Raw genomic sequence first — 19,871 nt, 5'->3', positions numbered from 1 at the left:
CCACGGGCACGCGCTGGAGCTGGTCGCCACCATCCAGGCTCGCGCGGATGCGCTGGCGCGACGGTTCGATGCGTCCATCGGCTCGTTCGAGGAGCACGTGGGCGCGGTGGAGCACGCGAGCTTCCTCTGGGCCATGCTGTTCCTCGGCGGAGCCACCCTGTTCGCGGCGGGCGTGGGCCTCTACATCGGCAACTCGGTGGCGCGGCCCGTGGCGCGGCTGACGGAGGGCGCCTCACGCCTCGCCCAGGGAGACCTGAACACGCGCATCCCCGAGGGCGCACCAGATGAGTTCGGCCGGCTGGCGGCCCAGTTCAACCGCATGACAGAGGCGCTGCGCGCGCACCAGGAGCAGCTCGTCCAGCATGAGAAGCTCGCGGGCATCGGCCGGCTCGCGGCGGGTGTGGCGCACGAGATCAACAACCCGCTCGGCGTCATCCTCGGGTACGTGCGCCTCCTCCAGCGCAAGGCCGAGGGCTCGCTCGCGGAGGATCTCAAGGTGGTGGAAGAGGAGGCGGTCCGCTGCCAGCAGATCGTCGAGGGGCTGCTGGATCTGGCTCGGCCGGGCCGGGTCGCGGTGGAACCGCTCGCACTGCGCGAGGTCTGTGATGAAGTTGTCGCGCGCCTCCAGGAGGCGGCTCGGCTCGGAGGCGTGGAGGTGCGCGTGGAGGGAGATGCGTCGGCGTTTGCCCACCCGCAGCGGGTGCGGCAGGTGCTCACCAACCTGGTGAAGAACGCGGCCGAGGCGGCCGGCGCGGGCGGCCGCGTGAAGGTGCGCATCGAGCCCCGCACGGAGGGAGGAGCGAGCGTGGCGGTGTCGGACTCGGGGCCCGGAGTGAAGCTGGAGGATCGGCCACGCCTCTTTGAGCCCTTCTTCACGACGAAGTCCTCGGGGACGGGGCTGGGGCTCGCGGTGAGCCAGGCGATCGCCCACGCGCACGGCGGGCGGATTGAAGCGGACACAGGGCCGCTGGGCGGGGCGCGCTTCACGCTGCACCTGCCACCGGCCGGGGAGGGAGCATGAGGCAGCCAAGCCGGCCTGGCGTCCTGGTGGTGGATGACAAGGAGAACATGCTCAAGCTGTTCTCGCGCATCCTCGGGGACGCCTACGCGGTGACAACGGCGGCGGATGGGGAGCGCGCGCTGGCGCTGGTGGCCTCGCGCGAGTTCGACGTGGTGGTGACGGACATCCAGATGCCCGGCGCGGACGGCTTCGCGGTGCTGCGCGAGGTGAAGCGCCGGTGGCCCGCCACGGAGGTGGTGCTCGTCACGGCGTACGCCAGCGTCCCCAAGGCGGTGGAGGCCATGCGCGAGGGCGCGTACGACTACCTGGCCAAGCCGTTCGATCCGGACGAGGTGGCCCTGGTGGTGGCGCGGGCGCTGGAGCGACGGCGGCAGCGGCGTGAAGCAGAGGGGCTGAAGGAGCAGCTGGCAGCGGCCCCGGACTTCCACGGGCTGCTGGGCGCCAGCGCCGCGATTCGCCAGACGTGCGCGCTGCTGGCGCAGGGGGCCGCGCGGGACTTCACGGTGCTGCTGACGGGCGAGACAGGCACAGGCAAGGAGCTGGCAGCACGAGCGGTGCACGCGGAGAGCACGCGGCGCGGCGGCCCCTTCGTGGCGGTGAACTGCGGCGCGCTGCCGGCGGAGCTGGTGGAGAGCGAGCTCTTCGGCCATGCGAAGGGGGCCTTCACGGGAGCCACGGTGGCGAAGCCCGGCCTCTTCGAGGAGGCGAGCAGCGGGACGCTCTTCCTGGACGAGGTGGGCGATCTCCCGCTGGCCATGCAGGTGAAGCTCAACCGCGCACTGCAGGAGAAGGAGGTGCGGCGCGTGGGCACCACCCAGCCCGTGAAGGTGGACGTGCGGGTGGTGGCGGCCACGCACCGGGAGCTCCAGGCCGAGGTAGCCGCGGGCCGCTTCCGAGAGGACTTCTATTACCGGCTCAACGTCTTCACGGTGCGGATGCCCGCTTTGCGAGAGCGGCGCGAGGACATCCCGCTGCTGGCGATGCACTTCCTGGCCCGGGGAGGGCGCCCGCTGGAGGGCTTCACTCCGGAGGCACTCAGAGCCCTGGTGGGCTCCGCGTGGCCCGGCAACGTGCGCCAGCTCGAGAACGCGGTGGCGCGCGCGGTGGCGGTGGCCCAGGGGCCGCGCATCCTCCTCCAGGACTTGCCCCCCGAGCTGGGCCAGGGGGTGGGCGGGACGCTGCCCGCGGAGAGCCTGGCAAAGCTGCCGTACCGCGAGGCCGTGGACAGTGCCCGGGACGCCGTGTCGCGCGAGTACCTGGTGGCCCTCATGCAGGAGTTCGGCGGCAACGTGACGCACGCGGCCGAGCGTGCCGGCATGGAGCGCGAGAGCCTCCACCGACTCCTCAAGCGCTACGCCGTCCGCTCCGAGGACTTCAAGCACTCGGAATGACTGGGGTTTCGCACTGCGTCGCAAAACCAGGAAAACATGTCGATCGAAATGTAGGCCCTAAAGCAACTCTGGCCTACATGGACGGATAAATGGGCAGGTTCTCTCTTTCCAAGAAATGAGTCTTTGCCCATGACCGCCATCAGCGCCGCTCGCGCCACTCAAGCCACCAGCTTCGCCGCCCGCAGCGATCCCACGCTCCGCCAGGGCTCCCAGGGAGCCTCGGTGACGCAGCTGCAGAACCTGCTGCGCAGCAAGGGCCACAACATCGCGGCGGACGGGGACTTCGGGCCGAAGACGACGGCGGCGGTGAAGAGCTTCCAGGCCTCGCGTGGGCTCGCGGCGGACGGCGTGGTGGGCCCCCAGACGTGGGCGGCGCTGCGCGCGGCTCCGGCGCCCTCCGCGGGCTCGCCCACCCTGCGCCTGGGTGCGAAGGGCGGCGCGGTGACGGAGCTGCAGAACCTGCTGCGCAGCAAGGGCCACAACGTCTCGGCGGACGGGGACTTCGGGCCGAGGACGCAGGCGGCGGTGAAGAGCTTCCAGGCCTCCCGTGGGCTCGCGGCGGACGGCGTGGTGGGCCCCCAGACGTGGGCGGCGCTGCGCTCGGGCGGAGTGTCCAACCCGGGCACGCCCGCGGGCGGCAAGCAGGTGACGGCGTACCACAACGGCCGGCCCTCCACGATCACCGTGGTGCCGGTGGGCAACGGCAAGTACATGCGGGCGGACGCGGCGAAGAACTTCCTGGCGATGCAGTCCGCGGCGCGCTCGGCTGGCGTCAACCTGTCGGCCACCAGCGGCTTCCGCTCCATGGAAGAGCAGCGCGTGCTCTATCAGAAGTACCTCAACGGCACGGGCAACCTCGCCGCGAAGCCGGGCTACTCCAACCACCAGGGCGGCATCTCCATGGATATCGGAGGCGTTGGTGGCTACAACACCAAGGCCTACAACTGGCTGAAGAACAACGCCGGCAAGTACGGCTTCCAGAACGACGTGCGCGGCGAGTACTGGCACTGGACGTTCAAGGGCTAGGCAGCGCTCTGAGGGAGCCGTCCACCCGGCTCCCGGTTTCAACCCGTGTGTAATCCGGCCCCCCCGCACTGAGCACTGGAGATTCTTTGCAGGTGAGATAGTCACGGCCCCGCAACGGGAGCGCTCCGTGCGTGTCACGGCCTCCTGCTGTTTTCCGCGCCCGCCGCCCAGGTGGGTGCTCAGGAGGCCGGATGCTCCAGAAGCTGATGCCCAAGTCCGACGAGTTCTTCGACGACTTCGACGCCCAGTGTGCAGTGACGGTGGAGGGGGCGAAGATGCTGTACGCCCTCCTGAGCGACTACCGGGACGTGGCCGCCCGGGTGCAGGCGCTCAAGGATGTGGAGCACAAGGGCGATGAGGTGACGCACCGGGCGTTCAACCGGCTTCACAAGCAGTTCATCACCCCGTTCGATCGCACCCAGATCCACACCCTGCTGGGCCGGATCGACGACGTGCTGGATCTGACGAACGCGGCTGCGGCCCGGCTCCACTACTACGAGATCCAGTCCAGCCTGCCGGACGCCACGGAGCTGGCGCGGCTGCTGGTGCAGTCGGCGGAGAAGGTCCGGGAAGTCGTCGCGGCGCTGCGGCTCATCAAGAAGCCAGAGCAGATCCTCGCCGGGTGCAGGGAGATCAAGAAGCTGGAGACGCAGGCGGACGAGGCGCTGCGCGCGGGCATGGGCCGGCTCTTCAAGAGCGGCGTGGACACTCTCACCATCATCAAGTGGAAGGAGATCTACGATCTCATCGAGACCGCCACGGACAAGTGCCTGAACGTCGCCAACATCATCGAGGGCGTGGTCCTGGAGCACTCCTGACATGCTGCTCACGGCTGTCATTATCATCGTCGGCGTCGCGCTCATCTTCGACTTCATCAACGGCTTCCACGACGCGGCGAACTCCATCGCCACGGTGGTGTCCACGCGCGTGCTGTCGCCGAACCTGGCCGTGGCCTGGGCCGCCTTCTTCAACTTCATCGCGGCGTTCGGCGGCGGCGTGCAGGTGGCCAACACGATGGGCAAGGGCATCATCAACTTCGAGATGCTGAAGGCCCAGGGCCCGACGTTTGTCTTGATGGTCATCTTCTCCGCGCTGATGGGCGCCATCGCGTGGAACCTGCTGACGTGGTGGTGGGGGCTGCCCTCCTCGTCGTCCCATGCACTGGCCGGGGGGATGATCGGCGCCACGCTGCCGGTGCTCGGCTTCGAGGGGCTGGTGGGTGCGGGCATCTTGAAGATCGTCGCCTTCATCGTGCTCTCGCCGCTCATCGGCTTGACGCTCGGCACGCTGATGATGCTGGCAAGCACCTGGACGGTGCACCGCCAGACGCCCCTCAAGGTGGACACATGGTTCCGGCGGCTCCAGCTGGTGTCCTCCGCGATCTTCTCCTACAGCCACGGCACCAACGACGCCCAGAAAGTCATGGGCATCATCGCCGTGGTGCTCTTCGGCACCATCTGGAAGGAGCGGGAGTTCCACATCGACTGGTGGGTGATCATCTCCTGCCACGCGGCCATCGCCCTGGGCACCTTCTTCGGCGGCTGGCGCATCATCCGGACCATGGGCCACAGCCTGACGAAGCTGGCGCCCATTGGCGGCTTCGCCGCGGAGACGGGAGGCGGCGTCACCATCATCTTCCTGGCCAAGCTGGGCATCCCCGTCTCCACCACGCACACCATCACCGGTGCCATCGTGGGCGTGGGCACGACCAAGGGCTGGCGCGCGGTGAAGTGGGGCGTGGCCGGCCGCATCCTCTGGGCCTGGGTCTTCACCATCCCCGCCGCCGCGCTGACGGCCGCGCTGGTCTACGGGATCACCAGGGTGGTGGTGCGGCTGGTGGGGTAGCTCGCGTGCAATCGCACAGGGTCGTCACAGTGTGATGTGAACGGTCACACCTGGCAGGGCCAAGCCGGGCGCAAGCGCTTGAAATGACGGGACTCTGGGCGGGTACGCGACTTGCGATGGGGTGGGGGCATGTTCGCTGTGGCCACCACCCTCTCCCTCGTCTTGGTTACCGCCTCCGGTGTGGAGGGCGCAGCCTGGACGTTGGAGCGCGTCGTGGGCGACGCGTTGGCGACGAGCCCCGAGGTGGCCGCCGCGCGCGCGGAAGAGGGGGGCGCCGAGGGTGAGCTGGCGGCGGATGCTCGGTGGGTGCGGGAGAACCCTTCTCTAGAGGTGGAGTACGGCACCGACGCCGTGACCGAGGCCCAAGGGGAGCGGAAGCTCGCCCTCATGATCAGCCAGCAGCTTCAGGTGGCCGGGCAGCGGGGGCTGAGGGTGGAGCGGGCGGAAGCAGCGCTGGAGGCAGCGCGGGCCCGCCGGCGTGCGGTGGAGCTGCGCGTGGCGCGCGAGGCCGCGGACGCGGCGGCGGAGTGGGTGCGGCGCGAGGCGCTCGTGAGGCTTGCGGAGGAGGTGCTCGCGGCGGCACGGTCGCTAGAGGAGGCCGCGGCGAGGCGCTTCGCGGCAGGGGATGTCCCGGAGCTGGATCGCAACTCGGCAGCGCTGGAGCGAGCTCGGGCCGAGGCGCGTGTCGCGCAGAGCCGTGCCGACATGGCTTCGGCTCGGGCCTTGCTGAACAGGCTCCTGGGGCGGCCCGCCACTGCGCCCCTGTCGCTCACGCTGGGAGCCGTGGCTGTGCCCGCGGAGACACACGCGGAGCCGCCGGAGGTGGAGGCGGCTCGCGCGGAAGCAGCGGCTGCTCGGGCGGAGGTGGCGCTGTTGCGTCGCGAGCGCTTCCCCGATCCCACCGTGAGCCTCGGGTACGAGCAGGAGAAGCGGCGGGAGGAGCACGCCACGGGGCCTGATCTGCACACGGCGTCCATGGTGGTGGCGCGTCTGTCCGTGCCGCTGCCGCTGTGGAACCGCAACCAGGGGGAGCTCGCGGGAGCGCGGGCCCGGCACGCGGCGCGTGAGGCGGAGCGCGAGGGCCTCGAGCGCGAGGTGGAGGCGGAGCGGGTCTCGGCACGGGAGGGCTATGAGGCCGCTCGGACCGCGGAGGCCGCGCTCACCGCCGCGCTGCCTGGGATCGAGCGCAACCTGTCGCTTGTGCAGCGTGCCTACGAGGTCGGAGAGCTGAGCCTGGATGCGCTCTTGCTCGCGAGGGATCGGGCCCATGCGGCGCGAGGAGAGGCCGTTGACGCCACTGCGGCGCTCGCTCGGGCCCGTGCCGCGCTCCTGCGCGCCTCCAACCGCCTGCCCACGGGGGAGGCCCCTCGATGAGACGCCTGGCGTGCCTGCTGAGCTGGCTCTTGGCCGCGCCGGCCTTGGCTCACGAAGGCGAGGACCATGGCAAGACGCCTCCGGCCGTGAGCTCCCCCCAGGGCGAGGAGCACGTCCTGGCGGCGACCGGCGGTGTCTTCGAGGTGGTGCTCAAGCACCCACGGCATGGCGAGGGCGGAAGGACGCCGCTGCGCATGTTCGTCGCGGAGGCAGACACCAACGCGCCAGTCTCGGGCGCGCAGCTAGAGCTGACGCTCACCGGGTCCACCGTGCAGGCGTTGACGCCGAGGATGGACTCGCCCGGTGCGTATCGGGTGGAGGCCGACCTGCCCCTGGGAGCTGAGCTCGCTGCTGTCGCCACCATCACCCGGGGCGAGGTCGTGGACGTGCTCGCGCTCGGGGTGGTGCACCTGGAGCCCGAGGAATCCTCCATGGGCCATGGCGGTGGCTCATCGGTGGGGTGGCTGCTGGGTGGGGTGGCCGCAGTGGGCGTGCTGGCGCTCGGGGCCTGGGTGAGGGCTCGACGGATGCGGAGAGAGATGCCATGACCCGATGGAGGCACGGCCTCGCGGTGCTGCTCGTGGCGGCGGTGGCCTGGGGCCATGAAGGAGCGGAGCATGGGAGCATCCCCGCCACGCCCGCCGCAGCGGGTCCGGCCTTCTCCGTCCCGAAGGAGACTCAGTTCCTGCTGGAGATCCGCACCGAGCGCGCGCGGGTCCGCCCGATGGAGGCGCGCCTCGTCGCTCCCGGCAAGGTCCTGCCCCGGACGGATCGCTATGCCCAGGTGTCCTCGCCCGTTCCTGGCCTCGTCACCGCTTCGGGGAGCGCCATGCCGCTCGTGGGCCAGCGGGTGAAGAAGGGCCAGGTGCTCGCCACCGTCCAGCAGAGCCTCTCCGCCTCCGAGGCCACGGGCCTCTCCACCGAGCTCATCCAGGCTGAGGCCGAGGCCGCCCGCGCTCAGGCTGCCCTGGAGCAGGCCCGAAGGGATCTGGCGCGGCTCGAGTCCCTGCAAGGCGTCGTCGCCGAGAAGGAGGTCCAGCAGGCCGTGCTCGCCGTGCGCACCGCAGAGCAGGAGGTGAACAGCGCCCGCTCCGCCCGGGAGGTGCTGGCCGGCGCCCGCCAGGGCCAGGGGACCGCGCGCTTCACGCTCACGGCCCCCATCGACGGGGTGCTCGTGGAGGCTCGGGCCACGGTGGGCGAGCAGGTGGATCCGTCGCGTCCGCTCTTCACCGTGCTGGATGCCGCCGTCGTCTGGGTGGAGGCCCGCGTCTACGAGAACGACATGGCGCGGGTGGAGACCGCCACGGGCGCGCTCGTGCACAGCGCGGCGTACGAGGGCCAGCACTTCCCCGCGCGCCTGTACCACGTGGGGCAGGTGGTGGATGAAGGCACCCGCAGCATCCGCGTCCTCTTCGAGCTGGACAACCGCGAGGGGCGCCTGCGGCCGGGCATGTTCGTGGATGTGGCCATCGGCGCGGGAGGGCTCCAGGAGGTGCTCGCCGTGCCCGAGTCCGCCGTGATGGAAGAGGAGGGGCGCGCCTTCGTCTTCATCCACACCGCGCCCGAGCTGTTCGAGCTTCGCGAGGTGGTGCTCGGCGTCCGGGATGGCGAGTGGCGCGCGGTGCGCCAGGGCGTGAAGGAGGGCGAGCGTGTGGTGAGGCAGGGGGTGGGGACGCTCCAGGCCGTGAGGGGAGGGCGCTAGGTGCTGGATCGCATCATCCTCTTCTCGCTGCGGCACCGGCTCTTCATCGTCCTGGCGGCGGTGGGGGTGCTCCTCTATGGCGGCTGGGCCGTCACGCGGCTGCCGGTGGACGTGTTCCCGGATCTCAACCGGCCCACCGTCACGGTGATGACGGAGGCGGGGGGCCTGTCCCCGGAGGAGGTGGAGGCGCTCGTCACCCGTCCCATCGAGGTGGCGATGAACGGGGCCCCCGGCGTGCGGCGCGTACGCTCCTCTTCCGGCGTGGGCCTCTCGGTCGTCTACGTGGAGTTCGACTGGGGCACGGACATCTATCTGGATCGGCAGCTCGTGGCCGAGCGCCTCCAGGTGGCGCGGGAGGCATTGCCTCGGGACGCGCTGCCGCAGCTGGCCCCGGTCTCCTCCATCATGGGGGAGATCCTCTTGCTGGGCGTGCAGAGCGAGGGAGACCAGACCTCACCGCTGGAGCTGCGCTCGCTGGCCGACTGGATCCTCCGCCAGCGCCTGCTGACCATCCCAGGCGTTGCGCAGGTGACGGTGATGGGTGGCGGGGTGAAGCAGCTCCAGGTGCTGGTGGATCCCGAGAAGCTCCTGGCCTTTGGGCTCACGCTCGAGGAGGTGGAGCAGGCCGCGGGGCTGTCGCAAGGCAACACCACGGGTGGCTTCGTCACGCGCGGGGGGCGCGAGTACCTGGTGCGCAACCTGGCGCGCAGCGCCTCCGTGGAGGATCTGGCGGGCACGGCGGTGGCCGTGCGGGACGGGGTGCCTGTGCGGCTCTCCCAGGTAGCCCAGGTGAAGGCAGGGCCAGCGGTGAAGCGCGGGGATGGCGGGATGAACGGGCGGCCCGCGGTGATCCTCGCGGTGCAGAAGCAGCCTGGAGCGAGCACCCTGGAGCTCACCGGGAAGGTGAAGGAGGCGCTGGAGGAGCTGCGGCGTACCCTGCCAGGGGACGTGCATGTCGCGACCCTCTTCGAGCAGGCCGCCTTCATTGAGGCCGCCATCGGCAATGTGGAGGGGGCGCTGCGAGACGGCGCCATCCTGGTGGTGGTGGTGCTGTTCCTCTTCCTGGCCAACCTGCGCACCACGGCCATCACGCTCACGGCCATCCCGCTGTCCTTTGTCATCACAGCGCTGGTGATGAAGGCCTTCGGGCTCTCCATCAACACGCTGACGCTGGGCGGGCTGGCGGTGGCCATTGGCGAGCTGGTGGACGACGCCATCGTCGACGTGGAGAACGTCCACCGGCGGCTCAAGGAGAACCGCCAGAAGGAGCGGCCCGAGCCCGCGCTGCGAGTCATCTACCGCGCGTCCTCCGAGGTGCGGAACTCCATCGTCTTCGCCACCCTCATCGTGGTGCTCGTCTTCCTGCCGCTGTTCGCGATGGGTGGCATCGAGGGCCGGCTGTTCGCGCCGCTGGGGGTGGCCTATATCGTCTCCATCCTCGCCTCGCTGTTGGTGTCGCTCACGGTGACGCCGGTGCTGTGCGCGTATTTGCTGCCCCAGGCGCGCTTCCTGGAGCACGGCGACAGCGCGCTGGTGCGAGCCCTGAAGCGGCGGGCGCGAGGGCTCTACGAGGTGTCGCTGGCGCACCCGGGCATGGTGATGGCGGGCGCTGCGGTGCTGGTGCTGGCGGCGGTGGCCACGGTCCCCTTTCTCGGGCGCAGCTTCCTCCCTCAGTTCAACGAGGGCACCGCCACGGTGAACGTGCTGGCGCCGCCGGGCACCGCGCTGGAGGAGTCCAACCGCCTGGGGCTGCTCGCCGAGCGGCTCATCGCCTCGGTGCCCGAGGTGAGCACCGTGGGCCGGCGCACGGGCCGCGCCGAGCAGGACGAGCATGCCGAGGGCGTCCACTACTCGGAGCTGGACGTGGACTTCAAGGAGGGAGGTCGCCCGCGCGCCGAGGTGCTGGCGGACATGCGGGCCCGGCTCGCGCAGCTCCCGGGAATCTCCGTGTCCGTGGGCCAGCCCATCTCGCACCGGCTGGACCACCTGCTGTCCGGCGTCCGCGCGCAGGTGGCGGTGAAGATCTTCGGGCAAGACCTGGAGGTGCTGCGCGCCAAGGCGGAGGAGGTGCGCCAGGTGATGGCCGAGGTGCCGGGCATCGTGGACCTGCAGGTGGAGCAGCAGACGCTCATCCCGCAGCTCCAGATCCGGCTGAAGCGAGAGGAGGCCGCGCGGCTGGGCGTGCAGCCGGGCGCCATGGCCGAGCAGCTCGAGAGGGCCTTCAACGGCGTGGTGGTGGGGCAGGTGCTGGAGGGGCAGCGGACCTTCGACGTGCTTGTGCGCTACGACGACACGGCGCGTGCCAGCGCGGAGTCCTTCTGGCGGGCGCTGGTGGACACGCCCTCGGGGGCGCGCGTGCCGGTGTCGGCGGTGGCGGAGGTGGTGGAGACGCGGGGTCCCAACCTCATCAACCACGATCACCTGCAGCGGCGCGTGGTGGTAATGGCCAACGTCGCGGGGAGGGATCTGGGCAGCGCGGTGGACGAGGTGCGTGCCCGCGTCGCCGAGCGCGTGAAGCTGCCCCTGGGGGCGACGATCGCCTACGAGGGGCAGTTCGAGAGCCAGCAGTCCGCCACGCGCCTCATCGCGCTGCTGTCGCTGGTGTCGCTCGGGGGGATGTTCCTGGTGCTGTACTCGCACTTCCGCTCGATGCGGCTGGTGCTCCAGGTGATGCTCAACATCCCGCTGGCGCTGGTGGGCAGCGTGGCGGCGGTGCTGCTGACGGACCGCACACTGTCGGTGGCGACGCTGGTGGGCTTCATCACGCTGTGCGGCATCGCCAGCCGCAACACGATCATGATGATCTCGCACTACCTCCACCTGGTGGAGGTGGAGGGCGAGCGCTTCGGTCCGGAGCTGGTGGTGCGCGGCTCGCTGGAGCGACTGGTGCCGGTGATGATGACGGCGCTGACAGCGGGGCTGGCGCTGGTGCCGCTGGCGCTGGCGGCGGGCGAGCCCGGCAAGGAGCTCCTCCACCCGGTGGCGGTGGTCATCCTGGGGGGCCTGGTGAGCTCGACGCTCCTCGACATGGTCGTCACGCCCGCGGTGTTCTATCGATTCGGCCGCCCGGCCCTTGAGAGGTACCTGGCGCGCAAGCAGGCTGCTCGTGAGGAGGAGGGGCAGGCGCTGGCCTCTTCCTCGGAGAGCACCCTGCCAGGGAGGGCATGAGAGAAGCCATGGGTGGAAATGTTCTGGAGAGCCACATGAAGCGCTGGATGGGATGGGTGCTGATCGCCGGGCTGCTGGCCGCGTGCGACAAGAAGACGGAGGCTCCGGTCGCGAGCACACCCCAGGTTGCGGGGAGCTCAACTTCGCATGAAGCTTCGCATGAAGCCGCGCCGCACGCGCATGCCTCGCCCCACGGTGGGTGGGTGGAGACGACGCCTCGGGGGCACCTGGAGCTCGTGGCCTCGCGTGACGGGAAGTACCGCGTCTATCTGCTCGATGACGCGCTGAACCTGCGTCGGCTCGAGGGGGCCAGTGGCACCATCAAGGTCGCCAAGGGCGGCTATCCGGACGTCACGCTCGCTCCCGCGGGAGACCACCTGGCGGGCCAGGGACCGGCCCATACGGAGGATCACCTGGCCATGGTGGTGACGGTGGTGCAGAACGGAAAGCCGGAGGCCGTGCGCTTCAATGCGCACCTGGAGGCGGACGGCCACGCAGCCCCTCCTGCGGGTGGCATGAAGGAGCACGACCACACGCCGCTGCAGGGCGGCATCGTGGCGATGAGCGGGGACATGCACCTCGAGGTGCTCTCGCTGCGCTCGGGCGAGGTGCGCGTCTGGGTCACGGACGCCTTCCGCAAGCACGTGCCGCTCACGGGGATGAAGGGGACGGTGGAGGCCGGGGGCCAGCGCGCCCCGCTCACGCCGGAGCCGGGCGGGCAGTTCCTGACGGCGAAGCTGCCGGCCTCGGATGAGGAGCGCGAGACGACCGTGCACCTGCCCATGCCGGGAGATCCCGAGTACTTCATCACCTTCATGCTGACGCCGAAGGAGGCCCAGGCGGCATCCCCCACGGCTCCAGCCGCGACGGAGGCGAAGGCCGAGCGGGGAGCGGTGCAGGAGGTGACCATCACCGTGGCGGGGAGCTACCAGCCGAGCGAGGTGAAGCTGAAGAAGGGCGTGCCCGCCCGGCTGCGCTTCATCCGCAAGGACACCGGGGGGTGCTCGGAGGAGCTGCTCATTCCGGACTTCGGGGTGAAGAAGACGCTGCCCGGGCTCTCGGAGACGGTGGTGGAGCTCACTCCGAACAAAGCGGGCACCTTCCCCTTCACGTGCGGGATGGGGATGTTGAAGGGGCAGCTCGTCGTGAACTGAGCCGAGGGTGACATGGAGCACGCAGAGGGAGAGTCGGGAGAGTCGATAGTGCGGGCGCTGGTGGACAGCCACCGGCACTTTCTCGCCTTCCTGGAGCGGCGTGTGGGGAGCCGCGCGGTGGCGGAGGAACTGCTGCAGGCCGCCTTCGTGCGGACGTTGGAGAAGGGCGACGCGCTGCGCGACGAGGAGAGGGCGGTGGCGTGGTTCTACCGGCTGCTGCGCAACGCCCTCGTCGATCACTACCGCAAGCAGGCCGCGGAGGCCCGCGTGCTGGAGCGGGAGTCGCTCGAGGCCACGGAGGTGGGGCCGGATCCGGAGCTGAAGCAGACCGTCTGCGCCTGCGTGGGCGAGCTGCTTCCCACGCTGAAGCCCGAGTACTCCGAGCTGCTCCGGCAGGTGGAGCTCGAGGAGCGAAGCGTGCCGGAGGCGGCCGCGGCGGTGGGCATCACCCCGAACAATGCCGGAGTGAGGCTCCACCGGGCACGCCAGGCCCTCAAGCAGCAGCTCGAGAGGAGCTGTGGGAGCTGTGCCACCCACGGCTGCCTCGACTGCTCCTGCCAGCGGCGCCGTGAGCCGGGCCTTCCAGCCTGAAGCTCCGCGGCATCTACCTGCAGGGGTAGTTGCTCTTCGTGCACGTCACCCCGGTGTTATACGAGTCGTTGAAGTGGCTGTAGAACGCGTCGTAGAGCGGGTGCGTCGCCCCGGACTCGCCCGCCATCTTGACGAAGATCTCCTCGTTCTCGTTGAGGGCGTCCTGGGACCAGTTCTGCGAGCCGGTGTAGACCCTGTACAGGTACTGGCTGCCGTACTTGCCGTAGACCAGGAAGAACTTGTCGTGGACCTTGTCGTGCCTGCGGATGGCCACGCCCGCGTCCAGCAGTGAGTTGTAGACCGACTGAGGAATGCTGATTCCGTCGGTGGAGCTCCCGCTCACGACCATCCACACCAGGCAGCCCCCGGCCTTGTAGCGCCGGACCTGGTCGAGCAGCCCCGGCCGCCCGGTGGTGACGAACGACATGCCGATGCGCAGCCGGCAGTTGGCGTCAGGCGTGACGTCGTTCAGGCGCGTGACGATCGTATCCGTCTCGCCAACCCCCTCCGGAGAGGCGTAGGCGTCCGCCGGGTTGGCCTGGTAGTAGCCACGGCCGCTGGCCGAGTCGTAGTAGTCGTTGCCCGAGTAGTGCCGCCGGTTCCACATGTCCGAGAAGTTGGCGTTGAAGCCGTCGTACAGCGTGGCGGCGTCGTACACGGTGAGGGCGTTGTTCGAGGCATCCGTGCCGCTCGCGTAGGTCAGGTTCGCCGAGCCGAACCAGGCCACGGACGGACGGAGGACTCCGCTCGGATCCTGGGCCTGGCTGAACGTGAACATCTTCGTGTGCATGTTGCCCGCGGCGCTCGTGCCGATGCAGCCGCCACCACCGCTCGAGTTGGTGCAGAACTTGTGGTTCGTCAGCCGCTTGATGGTCGCCACCGCGGGATCCGTGGAGGGAGCGTTCTTCCCATCCAGGACGACGGACACCGTGACGCCTCGAGTCTGGGCCGCCAGGAGCGCATCGGCGACGCCATCGATGCTCAGGGAGTGGATGGCGCCCCGGATGGTGCCGCCCGCGGGCGTGGTGTTGATGAGCCGCTTCAGCTCATCCGTGATGGTGTAGTCCCGGCCACCGGCCGCGGGTGGGTTGTTGAAGTGGGCCCAGACCAGCTTGCCGCCGATCGTCGCCGACGCAGAGCGGATCCCCGCCTGGACGACTCCCACGTCCACGTCGTCGAGCTCGTGCTCAGCCGGGGGCGGCGCACAGCCGGTGACAAGCGCCGTGCAGAAAGCCACGGCCAGTGTTGGCACAATCGCTCCGACGCCGCTTGCCCTGGAACCCATCGCGTCCTCCCGGAATCTGATAAACCGGAAGGACCAGAATCATGGAATTAGCATCGAATCAATATTTTCATGATTAGCCGGAAGAGTTCACTGCTGTTGCGTCGAGGCCAAGACGGGTGCAGGTGACCACCGTAAGAGGATGGAGCGAGCTCCGTCAGCTTGGGCGAAAGGAGCAGAGCGATGAACCCGCATCCCCCCCCAGCCAGGCATCCCCACGCCCACCCCCACGTCCCGGTACCGGACGAGTCCGATCCCCGGCCCGTGGATCCGATCTGCGGAATGAGGGTGAACCCCGAGGCGCCCAAGGGCGGCACCTTCGAGTACAAGGGCCACACGTACTTCTTCTGCAACCCGAAGTGCCGGGAGAAGTTCAGCGCGGAGCCCCAGAAGTACCTGTCGCCGCAGGCGGAGGAGCCCCCTGCTGCGCCCCAGGGCACCGTGTACGTCTGTCCGATGGACCCAGAGGTCCGGCAGGACCATCCGGGAGCCTGCCCGAAGTGCGGCATGGCACTGGAGCCCGAGGCGCCCGTGGTGGAGACGCGGACGGAGTACGTCTGCCCCATGCACCCCGAGGTGGTGAGGGAGCGCCCTGGGAGCTGCCCCCTCTGTGGCATGGCGCTGGAGCCGCGCACGGTGCTGGCGGAGGAGAAGCCGGACCCTGAGCTCATCAGCATGACGCGCCGGTTCTGGGCGTCCCTGGCGCTCACCGTGCCCGTCGTCTTCCTGGGGATGTCGGAGATGCTGCCGGGCCAGCCGGTGCAGCGGCTGCTCTCGCCGAGCGTCCTGGCATGGGTGCAGCTCGTGCTGGCCTCGCCCGTGGTGCTGTGGGGCGGGTGGCCCTTCTTCGAGCGGGGCTGGGCCTCGGTGCGCAACAGGCACCTCAACATGTTCACGCTCATCGCGCTGGGCACGGGTGCGGCGTACCTCTTCAGCATCTTTGCCACGCTCTTCCCGGGCGCGCTGCCCCACGCCTTCACGGGCCACGGAGGCAGCATCCCCGTCTACTTCGAGGCGGCGGCGGCCATCACCACGCTGGTGCTGCTGGGGCAGGTGTTGGAGCTGCGCGCGCGCCGTGCCACCTCGGGAGCGCTCCGGGCCCTGCTGAGCCTGGCACCCGCCACGGCTCGCCGCATCCACGAGGGGGGTGCAGAGGAGGATGTGCCCCTGACGGACGTGCAGCAGGGGGATCTGCTGCGCGTGCGTCCAGGCGAGAAGGTGCCCGTGGACGGCATGGTGGTCGAGGGGGAGAGCGCGGTGGACGAGTCCATGGTGACGGGCGAGTCCCTGCCGGTGGAGAAGGCGCCCGGTACGTGGGTGACGGGTGGCACCCTCAATGGGACGGGGAGCCTGATCCTCCGCGCCGAGCGGGTGGGGCAGAACACGCTGCTGGCGCGCATCGTCCAGCGGGTGAGCGAGGCCCAGCGCAGCCGTGCGCCCATCCAGCGGCTGGCGGACAAGGTGTCGTCGATCTTCGTGCCGGTGGTGATCGCGGTGGCGGTGGTCACGGCCCTCATCTGGGGCGTGTGGGGTCCGGAGCCTCGCCTGGCGTACGCGCTGGTGAACGCGGTGGCGGTGCTCATCATCGCCTGCCCGTGCGCGCTGGGCCTGGCCACGCCCATCTCGGTGGTGGTGGCCATGGGGCGGGGGGCCCATGCGGGGGTGCTCATCCGGGACGCGGCGGCGCTCGAGCGGCTGGCGCAGGTGGACACGCTGGTGGTGGACAAGACGGGGACGCTCACGGAGGGCAAGCCGCGGCTGGTGTCGGTGGTGCCAGCGGTGGGCTTCGAGGAGTCGCAGCTGGTGCGGCTGGCCGCGAGCCTGGAGCGCGCCAGCGAGCACCCACTGGCCGCCGCCATCGTGGCGGGCGCCCAGGAGCGGGGCGTGGTGCTGGCGCAGGTGCAGGACTTCCGCTCGCTGACAGGCAAGGGCGTGACGGGGAAGGTGGATGGGGCCGCTGTAGCGCTGGGCAACGCGGCGCTGCTGTCGGCCCTGGGGGTGGAGCCGGGAGCGCTGGCCGGGCAGGCGGAGGCGCTGCGGCGTGAGGGGCAGACGGTGGTCTTCGTGGTGGTGGAGGAGAGGCCCGCAGGGCTGATCGGGGTGGCGGATCCTCTCAAGGCCTCCACGCCGGAGGCGCTCGAGCTGCTGCGCCGCGAGGGCCTGCGGGTGGTGATGCTCACCGGCGACAGCCGCACCACGGCGGAGGCAGTAGCGCGCAGGCTTGGCATCCACGAGGTGATGGCGGAGGTGCTCCCGGATGCCAAGGGGGACATCGTGAAGAGGCTCCAGGCCGAGGGCCGGGTGGTGGCGATGGCGGGGGACGGCGTCAACGACGCGCCGGCGCTCGCGCAGGCGGACGTGGGCATCGCCATGGGCACGGGGACGGACATCGCCATGGAGAGCGCGGCCGTGACGCTGGTGAAGGGGGACCTGCGCGGCATTGCCCGAGCGAGGAAGCTCAGCCAGGGCACGCTGCGCAACATCCGGCAGAACCTGTTCTTCGCCTTCATCTACAACATGCTCGGCGTTCCGCTGGCGGCCGGTGCGCTCTACCCGCTGTTCGGGCTGCTGCTGAGCCCGATGTTCGCCAGCGCGGCCATGAGCCTGTCTTCCGTGTCGGTCATCACCAACGCGCTGCGGCTGCGCAAGCTGTCGCTGTAGCGCCCGCTCCTTCCGCTCTTCCTGGCGGCAGCCGCCATGCTCGGCGAGAGAGCAGGCGTGCGCCCCCTATTGCCCCGAGGTGACGGCTCGCGCCTCGGGAGGCCGAGCCCCACCCTCATTCCATTCAAGGACTCAAGGTCCCCTTATGCGCTCCACTCTAGTGATGGCCGCTCTCCTGTTCCTGCCGGTGATCGCCTGGGCCCAGGCGGCCCCGCACGCGCACGGCTCCGAGCCCGCACCCTCCCCGGAGACGATGTCCGTCCGCGACCTCCCCATGACGCGCAACGCCTCGGGCACGGCGTGGCAGCCTGACGCGTCGCCTCACACCGGGCTCCACTGGGAGGCGGCGGGCTGGGACTTCATGTTCCATGGCCTGCTCTTCGGCGGGTACGACCGGCAGCAGGGGCCACGCGGTGACGACGCCCTGCTCGGGGTGGGGTGGTTGATGCTGATGGCCGAGCGTGAGGCAGGGGCGGCGCTCGTCGGGGCGCGGGTGATGCTCAGCCCCGAGCCCTTCACCGCCCAGCACAACGGCGGCTACCCACTGCTCCTCCAGACCGGAGAGACGTACCAGGGCGAGCCCCTGCGAGACCGGCAGCACCCGCATGATCTCTTCATGGAGCTGGCCGTCACCTATACCCAGGCGCTCTCGAGGGACTGGGCCCTCCAACTCTACGTTGCACCCGCGGGCGAGCCCGCGCTCGGGCCCGTGGCCTTCCCGCACCGGCTGTCCGCCGCGTCGGATCCGCTGGCGGCGCTTGGCCATCACTGGCAGGACTCCTCACACATCTCCTTTGGCGTTCTCACGGCCGGGATCGTCACGCCCCTGGCGAAGCTGGAGGCCTCCTGGTTCAACGGCCGCGAGCCCGACGAGGAGCGCCGGGACCTCGACCTCCGGAAGCTGGACTCCTACTCGCTGCGGCTGAGCGTCAATCCGACGCGGGAGGTCAGCGCTCAGGTGTCCTATGGCTTCATGCCAAGCCACAGCGTGCTCCACGCAGATGAGCCGCTGCATCGCCTCACCGCATCCGCCACGCTCCACAGGCCGCTCGGCTCGGGTGGGCTCTGGGCGACGACAGCCGTCTTCGGGCGCAACGTGGAGAGCGAGCACGGCGGCTCCAACGCGTATCTCCTGGAGACGAACCTGGACCTGGATGGGCACAACGTCGTCTTCGGCCGCGCCGAGTACATCCAGAAGACGGGCCACGACCTGGTCCTGCCCGAGCCCCTCGAGGAGGAGACCTTCGGGGTGGCCAGCCTCACCCTGGGCTACCTGAGGAACTTCGGTCCGCTGGGGCCGGTGCAGCCCGGACTGGGCCTCCGCGCCGCGGTGAACTTCCTGCCAGAGGGGCTCGAGTCCACGTATGGGAGCCGCCTGCCCGTGGGCGGCATGGTCTACCTGCGGCTGTCTTCCGCTCCCTCGGAGCGCACGGGGCACGGGGGCTCGCACTCTTCCAGCCCCTCGTCGCATAGCCTGCAGATCTCCTCCCCAGGCCCATGAGACGCGTGCACCCGGCGAGCGGCTCGCTAGACTGTGAGCCATGAGTTCCCGTGAGGAGGCGCGTGCGCCGGGTGCGCCGGCTGGCAACATCTCGGTGGTCCGGTTGCCGAACAGCTGGTTCATCCTCTGTGCCTCGCGCGAGCTCGGCAACAAGCCGATCTCCCGCACGCTGCAGGGCACCCCCCTCGTGCTCTTCCGGGGCGCGGGTGGGCAGCCTGCGGCGCTCCTGGACCGATGCCCACACCGGAACGTGCCGCTGTCCCTGGGCAGCGTGGTGAGCGGCCAGCTCCAGTGTGGCTACCACGGGTGGACGTTCGACTCGGCCGGCGAGTGCCGCGCCATCCCTGGCCTCTCGGGAGACACGCGCGCGAAGGCCCGCTGCGCCGCCTCGCATGCGGTGCGCGAGCAGGACGGCTTCGTGTGGGTGTATTCAACGCCGGGGGTGGTGCCGACGACAGAGCCCTACCGCTTCCCGCTGCTCGACGCGCGGGGCTACAGCACGGTGCGCCGAGTCGTCCGAGCGCCCGGCTCGCTGCACGCGGCACTGGAGAACACGCTGGATGTGCCCCACACCGCCTTCCTCCACGGAGGGCTGTTCCGCACCGCGAAGAAGAGCAACGAGATCGACGTGGTGGTGCGGCGGAGCTCGGATCGGGTGGAGGCCGAGTACATCGGCGAGCCTCGCCCGAAGGGGCTGGTGGGCCGGGTGCTGTCTCCGGGCGGCGGCGTGGTGCAGCACTTCGATCGGTTCCTGCTGCCGTCCATCGCTCAGGTGGAGTACCGCATTGGTGAAGAGAGCCACCTGATGGTGTCCTCGGCGATGACGCCGGTATCGGACTGGGACACGCTGATCTACGCAGTGGTGACGTTCCGCCTGCCGATCCCGCACTGGCTGGTGAAGCCATTCCTCACGCCGGTGGCGCTGCACATCTTCTCGCAGGATGCGCGCATCCTGAAGCAGCAGACGGAGACCATCCACCGGTTCGGCACGGAGATGTACGTCTCCACGGAGCTGGATGTGCTCGGGCCCGCCATCCTCCGGCTGCTGCGCTCGGTGGAGCGTGAGAAGCCAGCCGCCTCCTCGGAGCCGGTGCACGAGACCCGGCTGAAGATGCTCGTGTGAGGAACGGGCCCACGACGCGCCCTTCATTCCAG

General features: G+C 70.0%; 15 protein-coding genes. 14 read left to right on the top strand and 1 reads right to left on the bottom strand.

The window, feature by feature from the left end:
* From VD972_RS08855 to VD972_RS08805, 11 genes are all read left to right on the top strand, one after another.
* On the top strand, nt 1-1,021 hold a 1,021-nt coding region (locus VD972_RS08855), incomplete at its 5' end, for a HAMP domain-containing sensor histidine kinase (protein ID WP_324983778.1).
* Complete coding sequence (locus VD972_RS08850) at nt 1,018-2,412, top strand: sigma-54 dependent transcriptional regulator (protein ID WP_324983775.1); 1,395 nt, start codon at nt 1,018-1,020, stop codon at nt 2,410-2,412. The genes VD972_RS08855 and VD972_RS08850, both read left to right, overlap by 4 nt.
* 129 nt (nt 2,413-2,541) lie before the next feature.
* Nucleotides 2,542-3,438 (top strand): peptidoglycan-binding protein, encoded by an 897-nt coding sequence (locus VD972_RS08845; RefSeq protein WP_324983772.1) that lies wholly within the window; start codon nt 2,542-2,544, stop codon nt 3,436-3,438.
* A gap of 191 nt (nt 3,439-3,629) precedes the next feature.
* Entirely contained in the window at nt 3,630-4,256 is a 627-nt protein-coding gene (locus VD972_RS08840) for a DUF47 domain-containing protein (RefSeq protein WP_324983769.1), read from the top strand.
* 1 nt (nt 4,257) lies between these two features.
* Nucleotides 4,258-5,283, top strand: a complete 1,026-nt coding sequence (locus VD972_RS08835; protein ID WP_324983766.1) for an inorganic phosphate transporter — start codon at nt 4,258-4,260, stop codon at nt 5,281-5,283.
* 129 nt (nt 5,284-5,412) lie between these two features.
* Nucleotides 5,413-6,657, top strand: coding sequence for a TolC family protein (locus VD972_RS08830; RefSeq protein WP_324983763.1), 1,245 nt, complete (start codon nt 5,413-5,415; stop codon nt 6,655-6,657).
* Entirely contained in the window at nt 6,654-7,205 is a 552-nt protein-coding gene (locus VD972_RS08825; RefSeq protein ID WP_324983761.1) for a hypothetical protein, read from the top strand. The genes VD972_RS08830 and VD972_RS08825 overlap by 4 nt, the downstream gene beginning before the upstream one ends.
* The gene (locus VD972_RS08820; protein ID WP_324983757.1) at nt 7,202-8,359 is read left to right on the top strand and encodes an efflux RND transporter periplasmic adaptor subunit; all 1,158 of its coding nucleotides are present in this window, start codon (nt 7,202-7,204) and stop codon (nt 8,357-8,359) included. The genes VD972_RS08825 and VD972_RS08820 overlap by 4 nt, the downstream gene beginning before the upstream one ends.
* Complete coding sequence (locus VD972_RS08815; RefSeq protein WP_324983754.1) at nt 8,360-11,527, top strand: efflux RND transporter permease subunit; 3,168 nt, start codon at nt 8,360-8,362, stop codon at nt 11,525-11,527.
* 35 nt (nt 11,528-11,562) lie between these two features.
* Nucleotides 11,563-12,681, top strand: coding sequence for a cupredoxin domain-containing protein (locus tag VD972_RS08810; protein WP_324983752.1), 1,119 nt, complete (start codon nt 11,563-11,565; stop codon nt 12,679-12,681).
* A gap of 12 nt (nt 12,682-12,693) precedes the next feature.
* On the top strand, nt 12,694-13,272 hold the full coding sequence (locus VD972_RS08805; RefSeq protein WP_324983749.1) for an RNA polymerase sigma factor: 579 nt from the start codon (nt 12,694-12,696) through the stop codon (nt 13,270-13,272).
* A 13-nt stretch (nt 13,273-13,285) separates the two neighbouring features.
* Here VD972_RS08805 and VD972_RS08800 read toward each other — a convergent pair whose 3' ends face one another.
* Nucleotides 13,286-14,524 (bottom strand): phospholipase D-like domain-containing protein, encoded by a 1,239-nt coding sequence (locus tag VD972_RS08800; protein WP_324983744.1) that lies wholly within the window; start codon nt 14,522-14,524, stop codon nt 13,286-13,288.
* 213 nt (nt 14,525-14,737) lie between these two features.
* On the opposite strand from VD972_RS08800, the gene VD972_RS08795 reads away from it, so the two are divergent.
* From VD972_RS08795 to VD972_RS08785, 3 genes are all read left to right on the top strand, one after another.
* Nucleotides 14,738-17,215: a heavy metal translocating P-type ATPase gene (locus VD972_RS08795; RefSeq protein WP_324983741.1), complete on the top strand. Its 2,478-nt coding sequence runs from the start codon at nt 14,738-14,740 to the stop codon at nt 17,213-17,215.
* Nucleotides 17,216-17,378: 163 nt separating this feature from the next.
* Nucleotides 17,379-18,716, top strand: coding sequence for a hypothetical protein (locus VD972_RS08790; RefSeq protein WP_324983737.1), 1,338 nt, complete (start codon nt 17,379-17,381; stop codon nt 18,714-18,716).
* Nucleotides 18,717-18,756: 40 nt separating this feature from the next.
* Nucleotides 18,757-19,839, top strand: a complete 1,083-nt coding sequence (locus tag VD972_RS08785; protein ID WP_324983734.1) for an aromatic ring-hydroxylating dioxygenase subunit alpha — start codon at nt 18,757-18,759, stop codon at nt 19,837-19,839.
* The last annotated feature ends 32 nt before the right edge of the window (nt 19,840-19,871 follow it).

The organism is Hyalangium sp., assembly GCF_035629615.1.
Taxonomy (GTDB): domain Bacteria; phylum Myxococcota; class Myxococcia; order Myxococcales; family Myxococcaceae; genus Hyalangium.
The sequence above is the reverse complement of the archived record's forward strand: the minus strand, read 5'-3'. Positions and strand labels throughout refer to the sequence as shown.

Bases quoted from the DNA above. Each gene is read 5' to 3' on its own strand.
- VD972_RS08850 (WP_324983775.1), top strand. From the start codon at position 1,018: ATGAGGCAGCCAAGCCGGCCTGGCGTCCTGGTGGTGGATGACAAGGAG.
- VD972_RS08845 (WP_324983772.1), top strand. From the start codon at position 2,542: ATGACCGCCATCAGCGCCGCTCGCGCCACTCAAGCCACCAGCTTCGCC.
- VD972_RS08840 (WP_324983769.1), top strand. From the start codon at position 3,630: ATGCTCCAGAAGCTGATGCCCAAGTCCGACGAGTTCTTCGACGACTTC.
- VD972_RS08835 (WP_324983766.1), top strand. From the start codon at position 4,258: ATGCTGCTCACGGCTGTCATTATCATCGTCGGCGTCGCGCTCATCTTC.
- VD972_RS08830 (WP_324983763.1), top strand. From the start codon at position 5,413: ATGTTCGCTGTGGCCACCACCCTCTCCCTCGTCTTGGTTACCGCCTCC.
- VD972_RS08825 (WP_324983761.1), top strand. From the start codon at position 6,654: ATGAGACGCCTGGCGTGCCTGCTGAGCTGGCTCTTGGCCGCGCCGGCC.
- VD972_RS08820 (WP_324983757.1), top strand. From the start codon at position 7,202: ATGACCCGATGGAGGCACGGCCTCGCGGTGCTGCTCGTGGCGGCGGTG.
- VD972_RS08810 (WP_324983752.1), top strand. From the start codon at position 11,563: ATGAAGCGCTGGATGGGATGGGTGCTGATCGCCGGGCTGCTGGCCGCG.
- VD972_RS08805 (WP_324983749.1), top strand. From the start codon at position 12,694: ATGGAGCACGCAGAGGGAGAGTCGGGAGAGTCGATAGTGCGGGCGCTG.
- VD972_RS08795 (WP_324983741.1), top strand. From the start codon at position 14,738: ATGAACCCGCATCCCCCCCCAGCCAGGCATCCCCACGCCCACCCCCAC.
- VD972_RS08790 (WP_324983737.1), top strand. From the start codon at position 17,379: ATGGCCGCTCTCCTGTTCCTGCCGGTGATCGCCTGGGCCCAGGCGGCC.
- VD972_RS08785 (WP_324983734.1), top strand. From the start codon at position 18,757: ATGAGTTCCCGTGAGGAGGCGCGTGCGCCGGGTGCGCCGGCTGGCAAC.